This is a genomic window from Methyloterricola oryzae (assembly GCF_000934725.1).
GTDB classification, from domain to species: Bacteria; Pseudomonadota; Gammaproteobacteria; order Methylococcales; family Methylococcaceae; genus Methyloterricola; species Methyloterricola oryzae.
This window is the reverse complement of sequence record NZ_JYNS01000006.1, coordinates 19,835-34,161: the sequence shown is the minus strand read 5'-3', so window position 1 is coordinate 34,161 and position 14,327 is coordinate 19,835. Positions and strand designations below refer to the sequence as shown.

Genomic DNA, 14,327 nt, shown 5'->3' with positions numbered 1-14,327 from the left:
TCCCCTATGCCGCTTCGTATCGCGGGTAATCGTCGTCAATGATGCAGGTTTCTTCGATGGGGCAGACCGCGACGCATTGTGGTTCGTCGTGGTGGCCTACACATTCGGTGCATTTGGCCGGCTCGATGGTGAACAGGCCGTTGCTCAATTCGGATATGGCTTGATTCGGACATTCCGGTTCGCAGGCACAGCAGCCCGTGCAGTTATCTTCGACAATCTTGAAAGCCATGTGCAAACCCTCTATAGAGTGAGCGCGCCCCCGGGCATCGTGCCGAACCGGAGGCGAACCCGTTACCGGTTTAGGCCGCGATCAGCGCGCCCTGGCGGATTTCCGCGTCGCCCTTGACGACGTGCTCGATCTCGCCGCTGGTCACTTTGTCCAGATACTCCTTGAAGTAGGCGATGGCCGACTGCTCGATGAACTGGTTGGCATACTGGTCCACCGGATCGATGCCCGCCGCCTTCAGGTCGTTCTTCGGGCAACCGCCGATCTTGGCCACGAATACCGCATGGCAGTCGTTGATGGCGCGGATGACGGTCTGGAGGGCGTCTTCCTCGCCGTAACCGCCCTGGCAGTACAAGTCCACACGGCGATGGCCGACGAACTTGGCGCCCTCGGTGCTGAGCTCGTAGATCTGGAACTCGGTGGCGTGGCCGAAGTGCTCGTTGACCTTGCCGCTGCCCTTGGTGGCCACGGCGATCAACATTTTGATGTCGGAATGGGCACCGGCCAGGGTTTCCAGTTCTTCCTGACGCGCGGCCACGACGGCCTGGCGCTCCTTCTCCACCGCTTCCTGGTAGGCCTTGCGGGACTCCAGGTCGTAGGTGACTTCCATCGTCTCGATTTTCTCGGTGGTGAACTCGGCGCTGCGGTCCTCGCCCAGAAGACCGACGGCGTCGGCGCGGCACTGGCGGCAGTGGCGCATCATGTTCATCTCGCCTTCGCAGCTGTCCTGCAATTTCTTCAGCTCCTGCGCGGTCGGGCCGCGCTGGCCGGTCAGGCCGAACACCGTGCCGTGCTCCGGCGCGGAAATCAGGGGCATGATGTTGTGCAGGAAGGCGCCGCGGGATTTCACCGCCTTGTTCACCTCGACCAGATGCTGGTCGTTGATGCCAGGGATCATCACGGAGTTGATCTTGGACAGGATGCCGCGCTCGGTGAGCATTTCCAGGCCGCGCATCTGCCGCTCGGTGAGGATCTTGGCGGCGTCAACGCCGGTGTAGCGCTTCTTGTTGTAGTAGATCCAGGGGTAGATCTTCGCACCCACCTCCGGGTCCACCATGTTCACGGTGATGGTGACGTGGTCGATGTTGTACTGGGACAAGCGCTCCACGTGATCGGGCAGGGTCAGGCCGTTGGTGGATACGCAGAGCTTGATGTCCGGCGCGTACTTGGCAACCAGTTCGAAGGTCTTGAAGGTCTTTTCCGGATTGGCCAGCGGATCGCCGGGGCCGGCGATGCCCAGCACGGTCATCTGCGGAATGGTGGAGGCCACCGCCAACACCTTCTTGGCGGCCTGTTCCGGCGTCAGTTTCTCGCTGACCACGCCGGGACGGCTCTCGTTGGCGCAATCGTACTTGCGGTTGCAGTAGTTGCACTGGATGTTGCAGGCCGGAGCCACCGCCACGTGCATTCGCGCATAGTGGTGATGGGCTTCCTCGCTGTAGCAGGGATGGTTCTTTACCTTGTCCCAGATTTCCTGCGGCAGGTCGTTCTCGCCCGCGCCCGATCCGCAGCTCGCCTTTCCGGAACCACCCGAGGTGCCGCAACCCTTGTGTTCGGCAACCTTCTGCATGATTTCGTCCACATTTCCCCCGGCGGCGTTCACCGGCGCCGCCTCTGTTTCACTGTGCGCAGTTTGCATCGCTTGCTCCTACAATCAGTACGTTCATTCCACCGCGCGGTTTTTCGGGCTGCCCCCGGCGAGCCTTACTGAACCTGCACTTGGCTACTCATCAACACTGTAGGCAAAGCAAGGCGCATACCATCGCCTAATCCGTTGGCGTTTCAATTACATACCTATTTCGTGCGGCTTTGCCTCCGTGTATGGAGCGGAACAAACTTCCGCTCTGTGTCGGTGTTTGTGACAAAGTCGACAATCAGTTCAGCGTAGGCTATTGATAAGCCATCTCATCTGGGGCTGAGCGACAAGGACTCCCGGCGGCTTCCCGGGCGAAAGACAAGTACGCCGGTTCAGATCAAAACGGATCGAGGCTTGCCTCGGTATTTTCTGGGGAGTTGACTCTGAAATCAGCGATTCCCTGATATAGAAGTAACTGAAGCTAAGTAGAAAACCGTAATTTTCACTTGCCCATTCCAGCGGCATTCATGAAAATGGCCCCCGTGACGGGCCAGGCTTCCCGCCGGTAAAAGGGCCGCGATAGCGAACATTGCGGTTCCAACCATGTTGCTTTCATCCGCCGTGATATAAGGATTATTGTCATGCAGCTCGACACCCTTGCTGGCCTGAAAAACATCCCGTTTCTTGCGGACGTACCCGACGACGTGCTGACGGACCTGGCTTCCAGTGCCATACGCAAGACCTTCCCCAAAAGCGCGGTCATCATCACCGAGGGCGATGAAGCCGGACCCCTGTTCATCATCCTGTCCGGCAAGGTGCGGGTCTACCTCAGCAACGAGGATGGTAAGATGGTGACCCTGTCGGAGCAGAAGGAGGGATCCTATTTCGGTGAACTGTCCATCCTGGACGATCAGCCGCGATCCGCTTCGGTCATGACGGTGGAGCCCTGCGTGTGCGCGCTGATTCCCCGTCAAGCCTTTCATTCCTGGCTGAAGAAGCATCCGGATGGGGCGGCGTTGGCCTTGATGCGCGGTCTCACCAAGAAGATTCGCATCCTGACCGAGAATGTGCGTGGCCTGGCTCTCTCCGATGTCTATGGGCGACTGGTGCGCACACTCAATGACCTGGCCGAGGAGGACGAGGACGGCCTGGCCATCAAGGATAAGGTCAGTCATCAAGACCTGGCGAACATGGTGGGTTCGTCGCGGGAGATGGTCAGCAAGCTCATGAAGGATCTGTCTTCCGGAGGATATCTGTCCACGGAAGGTCGCCGAATTCGCCTGCTCAGGAAACTCCCCGCCTCCTGGTAACGCGTCGGTTCATCCAGGCTTTTCAAATCGCGGCCCCGACGTCTTTTGGGGAACGTCGGCCGTTTCTCCCTGTCTGATGCACTACCCTCCGCAATCAGTTTCGTGCGGCGGCGTCCATGCATAACGACAACATGCCATTCCAGTGGAGAGCGATTATGATCGGCGGACTTTTATCGGTGTTCGTATTCGGATGGTTCTATCACACTGCCACCCAACTTCGGGTGAATCCATTTCAATGGGCCATCGGCGCCTTGATCGTGTTCTATCTGGTTCGCTACGGCTGGACCTACGCACTGTTGAAGCCCCTGATGGGCACTCATTTCACCAACCATTCCATGGCTACCGGTGTGGTGATCGAAATTTCCGGGGCCCTGCTGGGTGTTGCTGCCGCTGCCTGGTTCCGCAGCGCCGTGCTCCTCAAGCAGCACGCCCAAACTGCCTGAGGTTTCTCGCTTGAAGGGGGTTGCCAAGCTAAATGGCATACCCCCTTTCGAGGGCGTGCTGCTGGATCTGGATGGTCTGCTCATCGACAGCGAAACCAGCTACCTGCACGCTTGGCAGCAGGCGGGTTTGCAGTGGGGGGTGGATTTCCGCGAGGGCTTTCTCCGCTCGCTCGTCGGTTTGCATGCCGGTCAAGTGGACGCGCGTCTGGCGGCGGAGATCGGCAGCAGCTACCAGCGCGAGCGCTTTTTCGCTGACGCCGGGGCAATCTGGCGGGAGCATGTCGCTGCCTGCGGGATCGCGTGCATGCCCGGTGCCGAGGAGCTGCTGGCGTGGCTGGATGAGCAACGGATACCCTATGCCCTGGGCACCAACAGTGACAGCAGCGCGGCACGACGCTGTCTGGCGCACGCGGGCCTGGCAGGGCGTTTCAATGTGATGGTTTGCCGCGACGACGTTGCTGCCGGCAAGCCGGAGCCTGATGTCTACCTTCGGGCGGCAGCCAGCCTTGATTTGCGCCCCGAGCGTTGCCTGGTGCTGGAGGATTCGACTGTGGGCTTGCAGGCGGCGGCCAGTGCCGGTGCGATCCCTGTGCTGGTCCGTGAGCGGGAGGCGGATAGTGATATGGAGCGGCTGGCGCACGCCGTGTTCACGTCATTGCGCGAGGTGCTTGCCTGTCTTGCCTGAGGTGGATGCGCGTCCAGGGTCGCGATCCCGAGCCGCGTACGTTTTTTCTCGCGGCTGGCTTTGATATAAAGTGACGCGATCGGAATTGACGGAAGAGGCGGAAATGATCGGTGCCATCGCCATTGCGGCCATTGCGGTGTGGTTCTACAAGACAGCGGAGCGGGTGAGCCTTCCGGCCCTGCAATGGGTGGTGGGCGGGGTGATCGTCTACTATGCCGGGTTTCTAGCCTGGATGTACGGCGTGCTGCAGCCCGCGCTTGGAATCCGGTTTCAGAATCACAATCTGTGGCTGGGGCTGGCCATGGATATTTCTTCCGTGCTGGTCGGTGCGTTGGCGGCTTCCTTGTTCCGCTCCATGATCATGCTTAAGCGCGGTCAAAGGCCGTATGAGCGCGATTTCTAAGGCCTTACTTTCGAGTTAGCGATTATTTCTCGGCCGCCGGTGAGGTGTGCCAACTGTGACGATACCCCCCTTCCTCGATGAATTGGTGAGATTTCCTTTTTGCGGGGGCTTGCTATTTTCCAAAAACCGTGCTTTTATTTTTGTAACGACGCAACATTGTCTTGCATATTTGCAACACGGCATGCGCCTTGCTTGGAACCTAATAAGGAAGCGAAGCGGCGACTGAATTTTGACAGGGCCGTCTCTAAGCTCCGCCAGCTTCTGGAGGACTATGCCATGAATACCAACATTGTCACCCTGATTCATTCCTTCAACGGTTACATCTACGAAACCGCGGGCCTCATCACGGGCTTCTTCAGCGATTCCGAGCAGGCCCACGCCTGCGCGTCAAAGATCCAGACCATCTCCGACCGAGAAGTGGAAGTCTGCGGCAGTCAGTTGTTCGTCTGGATGTGACAGCCGATTTGTGGTTCAGGCGACGACCAGAATCTCGCCCTTGCCTAATCCCGACAGATCGCCGGCATAACGCCGCACCCGCTTGACCTGGTCCGCCAGGTCGCCAAAGCGGGTCGGGTAGCCCTGAAAGCCTTTCAGCAACAACGGCAGGAATCCCAGGGTGTGGGTGCCGCAGTCGTTGAAGGTGGCGGGGAGTTGGCCTGGTGACTTCAGCAGCAGCAGGGTGCCGCGCTTCATGGCGTAGCCGGGAAAGGCCCCTACGCTGCCCATGACGGCGATGGTGCCTGCGGTCATGCGTGCGCCCAGGTACGCGCCAGCGTTGCCCTCGATGAGAATCGCGCCGCGGCGCATGTGATCGCCGACGCGGTCGGCGGCGTCGCCCTTGACGATGACCACCCCACCCTGCATGCCTTTTTTGTCGCCCGGGAGGGCAGCGCCCAGGTAGTCGCCGGCATTGCCTTCGATGCAGATTTCGCCGTTTTTCATTTCACAGGCGGCGTAGGCATCCACATTGCCGCTGACATGGATCACGCCGTTCTTCATCAGCAACCCGAGATAGGAGCCGGCATCGCCTTCCACGGTGATGCTGCCGGACTCCATGCCCTTGCCGATGTAGTCCAGCTTGGCGCTGGCCTTGCTGACGACGATGGCGTCGCTGTCGCTGCCGCTGATGTCGAACACGGCGTCGGCGCGCAGCTTGCGGTTTCCGCATTGCAGCTCGATCCCGGCAATCTCCGCGGCGCCTTTGCCCGCCAGAGCGCCGGGTGTCAGGGGGGAGCAGTCCAGGCGCTGCTTCAGTTCGATCTTGAGGGTAAAGGTCAGTGCGCTCATATGCTTGGATTCCCGCTTAAGCCATGATGTCCTGGAGGTGGAACAGGAAGGGGCCCAGTTTTCCGCCATAGTTGCCGGCGCTGATGCGGCGGATGCCGTTGGCCGCGCCCAGTTCACAGGCGGCCTGGATGCCGACGCGCATGGACTTCTTGATGTCCTCGTCGCTCAGGCCGTCGATCACGATCTCCATCACCGATTCGATTTCAGGGGAGAGTTCGCTCTTGGTCTGGCCCTTCAGGGTCGGGCAGAAGGCGTCGTTGGTGGAGGCATTGAGGGATTTGTACTTGGAGCCCACCTTGGAGCCGGAGCGCACGACCCCGCCGGGGAAGGGCATGATGACGTTGGGCACCTTTTTCATCGCCTCGATCGCCGCCTCGCAGGCCGCCAGGGCTTGCGGCTGGGACTCCGCCAGGATCAGGAAGTTGCCGCCGCCCACCGCCGGAATCATGCCGGTGGTTTCCTCGGTGAGAAACTCGCCGTCCATCACCGGGACGCGCCAATAGCGCTTGCCGCGGATGCGCTTGGAAATCTGGAAGCCGTCGCCGAAGTAGCGGAGGTTCTTGCCCAGGGCTATGCGGTCGCCACCCTCGATGCCGGCGAACAGGGCCGAGGTGGGGGAGGTGAGCACGCACTGGCCGGCCCGGGTTTCCAGTTGCTTGGCCAGGCCCTTGCCGCCCATGGCGAAGATCATGGCGGAGACGCCGGGCCGGCCATCCGGGGTTTCTGAAGGGTCCAGTTCCCGCTCGATGCCTGCCTCGCAGCCGCAGGCGATGACCGAGGTGGCGAAGCCGGTGAAGGCGTTGGCGGAATGGTAGGCCCACTTCAAGTTCTGGGCGGTGATGATGACCCGCGTGGCTTTCATGGGGAAAGCCTCGGCGAAGGTCGGGTCGATGTGTACGCCGTTGATGATCATGCAGTGCTCCGAGGGCGCTAGTGCGGGTATTCCGACTCGATTCGTCCAACGCTTGGAAATATCCGGGACGTCTGGATCTGGCCGGTGCATTCATATTGCCAATTCATTGCTCCACCCCGCCTGCTCAGGCCCGGCCGCAGGGATGCACAAGGATCTTGCTGCGCCCGTCGCCCTCGATCTCCTCGTCGCGGATGATGAAGTTGTCCAGCTTCATGGTCAGGTAGCGGTCGTAATAGTCCTTCAGATCCTTTTCCACGCCGGACCGGTCGAACTCGGGCTTCACCGTGTGCACATTGCCCCAGACGATTTTCACCACTTCGCCGTGCTTGACCACCAGTTCGCCGTCCTTGAACACGTAGTCGGGCTTCTCGAACATCTTCTCCACGTCTTCCTGCTCGCTGTAGACGGTGATGTCCGCTCCGGCGCCGACGCCCAGGTGGCCGCGGTCGCTCAGGCCCAGCAGCTTGGCCGCGCCGGCGCGGGTCATGATGGCGATTTCGTAGAGACTGTACTCGCGGTCGATGGCGCCCAGGGTGCTCAGGGCCGCCGCGTCCGGGTTGATGGACGCCAGCATGTCGTTGCGGAAGCTCTTGTTCATCAGCAACTTGATCAGATGCGGATAGGTGGTGAAAGGCGCGCCGTTGGGATGGTCGGTGGTCAGGAAGATGCGCCAGGGGTCTTCAGCCAGCAGGAACAGTTCCAGGCCGATGGCCCACTGCAGGGCGTTGACGAAATTCTTGTCCTTGTACTTGAAGGGCACCACGCCGCAGCCGGCGTCGCACTCAATGTCCATGCACACCCATTTGCCGTTGTGGGCGTGTCCGGCGTTGGCGTGCTGGCGCTGGGAGTCGCCGGAGGCGGTGACCGTCGCCCCGAACAGGATCTGCCCCACGTCCATGGTGATGTTCTTGGTCTTGTTGAAGGCCTCGGCGATGCGCGCGGCGCCCGAGGAGAACTTGCGGTCGCCCTCGGTGCCGTAGCTGTGGAACTGGATGTGGGTGAGGTGCATGGGCAGCCCCTCGATTCCGCTCATGGTGTTGAGCGTGGTTTCCACATTGCCGGGCACCCCCAGGTTGCAGCCGTGCACGTGCAGCGGGTGCGGCACGCCTAGCTCATGGACGGCGCGGGCCAAAGTCTGCAGCACCTTGCGCGGGCTGACGCCGTAATACTGGTGCTGCTCGTCCAGGTCCAGGCTGCGCTGGTTGAACTTGAAGGCGCTGATGCCGCCCGGGTTCACCACCTTGACGCCGATGCACTGGGACGAATGGATGGTCCAAGCCACGTAGTTGTTGATTTCCTCCTGGCTCTTGCCGGAAGACAGCAGGCGCAGGAAGTAGTCGTCGCTGCCCAGCATGACATAGCCGCCCACATCCATGAGGGGCACGTCGGCCATCTCCATGTGCGCCTGGCGGGCGTTGATGGGCAGCACCGCCGGCTCGAAGCCCGCCGTGTAGCCCATTTCCGCATAGCGGTAGCCTGTGGTGAGGGTGGAGGGCACCGCATGGCCGCAGCCGGCGCGCATCAGGCCGTGGCGCTCCACCGGGTCGCCGCGGTGGTCCTCGGGCAGCAGGTTGCGGGCGATGGTCACCTTGCCGCCGCCGATATGGGTGTGCATGTCGATGGCGCCCGCCATGACGATCTTGCCGCGCAGGTCGTATTCCTGATCCGGCCTGGCATCTCCCGGCGGCGCCACGATGCGCCCGTCGCGCACCCAGATGTCGCGCGTTTCGCCGTTGACGCCGTGGGCCGGGTCATAGACTCGGCCGCCTGTGAGTTTGATCAGCATGGTGGAAGCTCTCCTAAATCTGTCGTAGGTCCGGTTAGCGCAGCGTAACCCGACAAACCGGCGATGGGCGGCGGAGCCGCCAGCACAGCCTGCGCTTTAAAGGGCGCGCTCGATGGCAGCCAGAACCTCGGCGCCGCTGGGCAGGCCCGCGTCGCGCAGCTTGCGCAGGGGCAGGCTCACCACGTTGTCGCAGCGGTACATGTGCCCGGCATGGTCGATGCCCGGCGCGCCCACCGGAATGAACACGTCCGGCTCTTTGTCCAGGCGCATGCCGCAGCGGCCCACCACCACGGTGGGCACGGAGGCGTCAGGCGGCGTCAGCTGCGCGTTGATGGTGGAAATCCACAGGAGCGCATCCGCCTCGCCGCTGGCCAGGAGCCGGGTTGTTCCGTTGTGGTAGGGATCGTATTCCGGATAACCGCGGGCATAGCTCACGCGGGTGGGATAGCCGGTCTGCCAGGCGAACACTTGGCTCGCGGTGCGATCGCCGTCCTGGCCACCCAGGGGCAGGGCGGCTGCGCGGGTGGTCTGGTTGAGGCTAACCACCGCCTGGCAAAGCTGCTGCACGGTCAGGTCGGCATGGGGGAATGCGAGGTGTCCCGCGGCCCAGGTGAGGACGCTGTAATGGGCCTGGCGCATGCGCTCCACCAGGGAGGACAGTTCGGTCACGGCGATGCCGCCGACGCTTTCCGCCTGCAGTTGAGCGCCGCGCGTCAGCGCGTTGAGGGCGGCCGCCACTTCCGGCAGGGCTTCGCTTGCGCAGGCCAGCACCTGGGCCTTGCGGCCGTCGGGCGCGGTGGAGGCATTCCCGCTGGGCGCGCGGCCGATGTAGACGATCTCGCGCTTGCTCGTGTCCTGGCCGAACAGGGTTTCAGTGTTCCAGATGAAACGCTCGTAGAAGCGGGGGAAGTCGGCCTCGATATCGCTGCCGAACACCACCAGCAGGTCCACGCGATTTTTGACCTCCGCCAGGGTCGTGGCCATCCAGCCCGTGTCGGCCAGCACCAGCAGGTTGCGCAGGCCGCCCTCGGCCCGGGCCTGATCCAGCACCGCGCCGCAGCGGTCGGCCAGGGACAGGGCGGCGCGGGTGTCATTCACGTCGGTGCCGAAGCCGCCGAACAGGGGCAGGCCGGCGGCGCGCAACAGCCCCGCGGCGGCGGCGACCGCTTCGGCCAGGCTGGCCGGCTTGCCGTTCACGCGGGGTTGCGTATCGCCCAGGGGCTGCTCGAAGCCCGCGACCGTCACGGCGTCGCCGTGCTCCAGCACCTTGATCTGACTGCCGTTGACCTGGATCTTGAGATCGTCCGACGCGATGCCGCAAAAGGGGCTGGGTACGTTTTCCCAGACCCGGGTACTACTGTCGGTCATGCCCTAGCCTCTGAATGTGCAGTTCCCGTGATGAATGTCGCTGGCCGATCAGCCTCGAGGGCAAAACTTGGCAGCGCGCGGCGCCCCGACCTTTTTTTAAGGAGTGATCGAGCGGTCCGCATAGTCGCGCAAGAATATGGAATTCAGCCCGCTTTTTCAACTCACGGGCCGCAGTCTGCCTCGGGGAGCGAGCCGGTGGGGTCTAGCCGGGAAACATTCTTGACGCTGTCAGAGGGCGTGCGCATCATTAAACGCACGAGCCGCGCTTGCATGGCTCGCCGGTGGAGAATCCAAGGGGCCAGGCTGCGGCGAAGGAGGAAGGCCGAAATGCATGATGTGTTCATCAGTTATGCCCACGACGACAACGGCATCCCGCGTGGCGCCTCCTTGCCGTTGGGATGGGTGACCCTGCTGGCCGAGAATCTCAACGTCGGCCCCGGTGTCAGGCGCAAGGACATCTTCATCGATCACCGTCTGCAACCGGGCGATGCCTTCGCCGGTGATCTGGTCGCCAAAGTCGAAGGCAGCGCGGTGCTGGTCGTGCTGCTTTCCCAGAACTATGTGGATTCAGTCTGGTGCGGCAAGGAACTGGAGCATTTCGTCCGCAGTCACGCAAACGATCCCCAGCGCCCGGCGGACGTCTTCGTGGTGGAACTCCATCCTTTCGAGGAACTGGAAAGGGTTCCGGAAATCATCCAGCAACTGCGTGGGCAACTGATCCACGCCAAGTTCTGGTTTCAGCCGACCGACTCGCCATCGCCGTTTTTGGCCGGTTATCCCAGCCCGCTGGACGGTGGCGAGGCCGGGAAGGATCACTATTGGCGCGAGTTGAACAAATTGCGCGTGGCGGTCGACAGCCGGCTGCGCAGTTTGCGTGCCCAACCCCCGATAGCCCCCGCCAGCCAGCCGCTTCCGGCCGAGGTCAGGCCCGAGGCTGACAAGTCCGCCTGGTCCAGCGTGCTGCTGGCCGATGTCACCGACGATCTGGAATCCCAGCGTAATGCCATGCGGGCAGCTCTGGAGGCGGAGGGCATCGCCGTGCTGCCCGAGGGGGACTACGTCGGCCTGAGCCCCGAGGAATTCGAGCAAAACTTCACGGCGGATCTGGCCAAAAGCGAGCGTTTCGTCCAACTCTTGTCCCCGGTGGCGGGCCGCAAGCCGCGCGATTATCAGGCGTCTCTGCCTCAACTCCAATATCAGCGAGCTCTCGCCGCAAAGTCACCCATCATGCAATGGTGCGAGCGCCTGCCGGCCATGGGTGAGATTGCCGACCCGGGCCATGCGGCCTTGTTCGCCACCGAGAGCCTGCGGGTCACCCACCTGGCCGGATTCCAGGCCGAAGTGATCGGCACCCTGCGTGCCGCCCGCGAACAGCGTGAACGTGAGGAAAAGCTGGCCAAGCAGGCTCCGGCCCTGGAGCCTAGCCGGCGGCGGCTGGTGTTCATGGACGATCTGGCCAGCCAGCCGGGCCTCAACGATAGGCTCCGGGCCATCATCAAGGGCGAGAACTGCGATATCCGGAGCCTCCCGCCCAACGCGCCCCTGGGCAACAACGGCATCGACGTCAAAGAGGTGCTCAAGCCCTGCCGGGCCGGCATCACGGTGTTTGCCGACCGGGCCAAGTTCCTGACGGTCTACAACCGGCTGACCTTCCTCCTCAACCAGGTGGCCGAGGGCAGCCTGCCGGTGGCCCGCTGGGGCGTCTATCTGGAACAGGGCACGGTGCAGAGCGAATTCGGCATCGACTCAGAGGACGTGGTGCCGCTGGACGAGCAAGGTCTGGCGGACTTCCTGCGAGGGCTGTAAATCATGCGCGCCCTCAAGCTGAACCTTTCGCCTTATGTGGGGCTTCGTCCGTATACGGAGAAAGAGGCCCTGCTGTTTTTCGGCCGCGACGCCCATGTTCGCGATCTGCTGGCCAAGTTGGAAGGCCGCCAGCGCTTCATCCCGGTGCTGGGCGCGTCCGGCACCGGCAAATCCTCACTGGTGCGGGCCGGGCTGATTCCCGCCCTGCACCGAGGCGCGCTGGCCGAGGCCGGCCATTCATGGCAGGTCTGCATCATCAAGCCGGGGGATGCGCCCCTGGCGAACCTGGCACGGGGGCTGGCGGAGGATTCCCGCTGGCTGGATGGCGAGCACCGCGAGATGGCGGTGTCGGCCCTTCGGGCAAGCCTGGGGGTGAGTCCCTTGGCCCTGTCGGAACTGCGCCGCGCCAAGGCCGAGACATTTGGCGAAGAAGCCTTGCTGCTGGTGGTGGACCAGTTCGAGGAAATCTTCCGCTACCGCCAGCAGAATCCGGACGAGGCCGACCGCTTCATTCAACTGCTGCTGCGCTCGGCCAGGGAAGATGTGCCCATCTACGTGGTCATCACCATGCGCTCGGATTTTTTGGGTTCCTGCGTGGCCTTCTTCGGCCTGCCCGAGGCCATCAATGGGGGGCTCTACCTCACCCCGCGCCTGAGTCCGGAACAGCTCAAGTCGGTGATCGCCTCGCCCCTGGGGCTGGTGGGCGGCAGCATCGATCCGGTGCTGGTCACCCGTTTGGTCAATGGTTTGAAGGGCGAGGACGAGTTGCCGGTGCTGCAGCATGCCTTGCTGCGCATGTGGAACCGTGCGCAGGAACAGGGCCGCAGCCGCATCGAGGCCGAAGATTTCGAAGCCGTGTGCAGTGCGCCGGAGGACGAGCCCGGTGCGCCGGATCTGGCTTACGCCATCGACCGCCATGCCGAGGAACTGTATCTGGCTTTTGCGCCGGAAGCGCAGATGGCGGCGCGGCGGATTTTTCCAGCCCTGGTGGAACGCCAAGGCAACACCGACGTGCGCCGCCCGCAAAATCTCGCCGAACTGGCTGCCCTGACGGGCGAAGGGCAGGACGCAATGGCGCTGTCGGTGGTCGAAGCCTTCCGCTCGCCCGGCGCGGGCTTTCTGCTGCCAGCGCCCGAGCAGGCGCTTGAAGCGGCCCATGTGGTGGACTTCAGCCACGAGGCCCTGATCCGCCAATGGCGGCGGCTGCAGGACTGGCTGACCGAAGACGAGGCCGACGCCCAGGAGTTGCGGGAATGGCGGCAACGGGCCATGCGGCAGCAGTCGGGGGGCGGCTGGCTGGACAACAATGACTGCGAACGGGCAGAGCGCTGGCAGGAACGCTTGCTTCGCTGTGGCGACGCCAAGCGCTGGGCGCTGCGTTATGTCAGCTCCGAGGACTGGCGCATGATCAGCGCCTACATCGACGCCAGCCGTCAGCGCCTCACGGAGGAAGCGGAAGAGCGCGAGCGCCTGCAGCAGGAGCTGCGGCAGTCCGAGTTGAAGCGTTTGCGGTCTGAGGCCCGCTGGGCCAAGGGCATCGCCATCTCGGCCATGGTTCTGCTGGTCGGAGGCTTGCTGCTGATCCAGTTTCTGGCATTCAAGGATGAGCATCTGTTCAGCTACCGCGCCGCTGTCTACGCCTTGCTGGGCAAGACCGGCATCTACACCTTGCAGCCGGAGATGGTGCAGATTCCGCCCGAGGACGTTTGGCGTGACCCGGCCAAGCGGAGCTTTCTCATGGGGTCCGAGAAAATCGATCTACTATCGTTTGATACGGAGTATCCCCAGCATCCCGTCACCTTTGCCAAGCCCTTCGAGATGGGGCGGTACGAAGTCACCTTCGATGAGTACCAGGTGTTCGCCTATCTCATCGAAGGCGATGGCGGCTGCGCTGACCGGCATAAGATCGAGACACCCGGTGATCAGGATTCCGGCTGGGGGCGAGGGAAACGGCCGGCAATCGGCGTCTCCTGGGACGATGCGATCTGCTACGCCCAGTGGTTGAGTCGGCGGACCGGCAAGGCCTATCGTCTGCCCAGCGAGGCGGAATGGGAATATGCCGCCCGCGCCGGCACCACTACCAGTTATTGGTGGGGTGACGGGACGAATTTGAGCAAGGCCGTGTGCAGGGACTGTACTGCTGAGTTCGAAGGCAGGAAAGAGGGAAAAGAGAGCGCCGAAGCGGGCGATCCGGCCATTCCGCTGAACCCCTGGGGGCTTCAGAATACCAGCGGCAATGTGCAAGAGTGGGTGCGAGACTGCGCGCATGAAAGCTACGAGGGCGCGCCCGTCGACGGCAGCGCTTGGGAAGAAGCCGGCTGCGAAAGTGGCCAGCGCGTGATGCGGGGCGGTTCGTGGGAAGACGTACCTGGCAATGTTCGGTCCGCGACCCGTAGCGCCAGGCCCCCGGACTACCGGTTCAACTGGATCGGTTTTCGGCTCGCCAAGACGCTCTAAACCTTTGTTATATTAACCTTTGCGCGCGGCCCTGCGGGCCACACCGACTTTTTTCCGTCCGTCCCGG

General features: G+C 62.8%; 13 protein-coding genes. 7 read left to right on the top strand and 6 right to left on the bottom strand.

What is annotated here, in order from left to right; genetic code table 11:
- Window positions 1-4: 4 nt before the first annotated feature.
- Both EK23_RS09795 and nifB read right to left on the bottom strand, forming a co-directional pair.
- The gene (locus EK23_RS09795) at window positions 5-229 is read right to left on the bottom strand and encodes a 4Fe-4S binding protein (protein WP_045225188.1); all 225 of its coding nucleotides are present in this window, start codon (window positions 227-229) and stop codon (window positions 5-7) included.
- Between the two features lie 70 nt (window positions 230-299).
- Window positions 300-1,865 (bottom strand): nitrogenase cofactor biosynthesis protein NifB, encoded by a 1,566-nt coding sequence (gene nifB, locus EK23_RS09790; RefSeq protein WP_082054088.1) that lies wholly within the window; start codon window positions 1,863-1,865, stop codon window positions 300-302.
- Window positions 1,866-2,443: 578 nt separating this feature from the next.
- Here nifB and EK23_RS09785 point away from each other — a divergent pair.
- The 5 genes from EK23_RS09785 to EK23_RS09765 all read left to right on the top strand — a co-directional run bounded on the left by EK23_RS09785 (window position 2,444) and on the right by EK23_RS09765 (window position 5,099).
- Window positions 2,444-3,112 carry a Crp/Fnr family transcriptional regulator gene (locus EK23_RS09785; protein WP_045225187.1) on the top strand — a complete coding sequence of 223 codons (669 nt, stop codon included), beginning with the start codon at window positions 2,444-2,446 and terminating at the stop codon, window positions 3,110-3,112.
- A 155-nt stretch (window positions 3,113-3,267) separates the two neighbouring features.
- Window positions 3,268-3,555, top strand: coding sequence for a hypothetical protein (locus EK23_RS09780; RefSeq protein WP_045225186.1), 288 nt, complete (start codon window positions 3,268-3,270; stop codon window positions 3,553-3,555).
- Window positions 3,556-3,565: 10 nt separating this feature from the next.
- On the top strand, window positions 3,566-4,240 hold the full coding sequence (locus EK23_RS09775; RefSeq protein ID WP_045225185.1) for an HAD family hydrolase: 675 nt from the start codon (window positions 3,566-3,568) through the stop codon (window positions 4,238-4,240).
- Between the two features lie 70 nt (window positions 4,241-4,310).
- Complete coding sequence (locus EK23_RS09770; RefSeq protein WP_235281983.1) at window positions 4,311-4,643, top strand: hypothetical protein; 333 nt, start codon at window positions 4,311-4,313, stop codon at window positions 4,641-4,643.
- A gap of 276 nt (window positions 4,644-4,919) precedes the next feature.
- Complete coding sequence (locus EK23_RS09765) at window positions 4,920-5,099, top strand: hypothetical protein (RefSeq protein ID WP_045225183.1); 180 nt, start codon at window positions 4,920-4,922, stop codon at window positions 5,097-5,099.
- A gap of 15 nt (window positions 5,100-5,114) precedes the next feature.
- Here the strand turns inward: EK23_RS09765 and EK23_RS09760 are convergent, their stop codons facing one another.
- The 4 genes from EK23_RS09760 to EK23_RS09745 form a co-directional block, all read right to left on the bottom strand.
- On the bottom strand, window positions 5,115-5,930 hold the full coding sequence (locus EK23_RS09760) for a formylmethanofuran dehydrogenase subunit C (RefSeq protein ID WP_045225182.1): 816 nt from the start codon (window positions 5,928-5,930) through the stop codon (window positions 5,115-5,117).
- A gap of 16 nt (window positions 5,931-5,946) precedes the next feature.
- Complete coding sequence (fhcD, locus tag EK23_RS09755; protein WP_045225181.1) at window positions 5,947-6,843, bottom strand: formylmethanofuran--tetrahydromethanopterin N-formyltransferase; 897 nt, start codon at window positions 6,841-6,843, stop codon at window positions 5,947-5,949.
- A 124-nt stretch (window positions 6,844-6,967) separates the two neighbouring features.
- Window positions 6,968-8,629 (bottom strand): formylmethanofuran dehydrogenase subunit A, encoded by a 1,662-nt coding sequence (locus tag EK23_RS09750; protein ID WP_045225180.1) that lies wholly within the window; start codon window positions 8,627-8,629, stop codon window positions 6,968-6,970.
- A 96-nt stretch (window positions 8,630-8,725) separates the two neighbouring features.
- On the bottom strand, window positions 8,726-9,997 hold the full coding sequence (locus EK23_RS09745) for a formylmethanofuran dehydrogenase subunit B (RefSeq protein WP_045225179.1): 1,272 nt from the start codon (window positions 9,995-9,997) through the stop codon (window positions 8,726-8,728).
- A gap of 327 nt (window positions 9,998-10,324) precedes the next feature.
- On the opposite strand from EK23_RS09745, the gene EK23_RS09740 reads away from it, so the two are divergent.
- Window positions 10,325-11,803: a TIR domain-containing protein gene (locus EK23_RS09740; protein WP_045225178.1), complete on the top strand. Its 1,479-nt coding sequence runs from the start codon at window positions 10,325-10,327 to the stop codon at window positions 11,801-11,803.
- 3 nt (window positions 11,804-11,806) lie between these two features.
- Window positions 11,807-14,260 (top strand): nSTAND1 domain-containing NTPase, encoded by a 2,454-nt coding sequence (locus EK23_RS09735; protein ID WP_045225177.1) that lies wholly within the window; start codon window positions 11,807-11,809, stop codon window positions 14,258-14,260.
- Window positions 14,261-14,327 lie beyond the last annotated feature (67 nt).

Bases quoted from the DNA above. Each gene is read 5' to 3' on its own strand.
- EK23_RS09795 (WP_045225188.1), bottom strand. From the start codon at position 229: ATGGCTTTCAAGATTGTCGAAGATAACTGCACGGGCTGCTGTGCCTGC.
- nifB (WP_082054088.1), bottom strand. From the start codon at position 1,865: ATGCAAACTGCGCACAGTGAAACAGAGGCGGCGCCGGTGAACGCCGCC.
- EK23_RS09785 (WP_045225187.1), top strand. From the start codon at position 2,444: ATGCAGCTCGACACCCTTGCTGGCCTGAAAAACATCCCGTTTCTTGCG.
- EK23_RS09780 (WP_045225186.1), top strand. From the start codon at position 3,268: ATGATCGGCGGACTTTTATCGGTGTTCGTATTCGGATGGTTCTATCAC.
- EK23_RS09765 (WP_045225183.1), top strand. From the start codon at position 4,920: ATGAATACCAACATTGTCACCCTGATTCATTCCTTCAACGGTTACATC.
- EK23_RS09760 (WP_045225182.1), bottom strand. From the start codon at position 5,930: ATGAGCGCACTGACCTTTACCCTCAAGATCGAACTGAAGCAGCGCCTG.
- fhcD (WP_045225181.1), bottom strand. From the start codon at position 6,843: ATGATCATCAACGGCGTACACATCGACCCGACCTTCGCCGAGGCTTTC.
- EK23_RS09750 (WP_045225180.1), bottom strand. From the start codon at position 8,629: ATGCTGATCAAACTCACAGGCGGCCGAGTCTATGACCCGGCCCACGGC.
- EK23_RS09745 (WP_045225179.1), bottom strand. From the start codon at position 9,997: ATGACCGACAGTAGTACCCGGGTCTGGGAAAACGTACCCAGCCCCTTT.
- EK23_RS09740 (WP_045225178.1), top strand. From the start codon at position 10,325: ATGCATGATGTGTTCATCAGTTATGCCCACGACGACAACGGCATCCCG.
- EK23_RS09735 (WP_045225177.1), top strand. From the start codon at position 11,807: ATGCGCGCCCTCAAGCTGAACCTTTCGCCTTATGTGGGGCTTCGTCCG.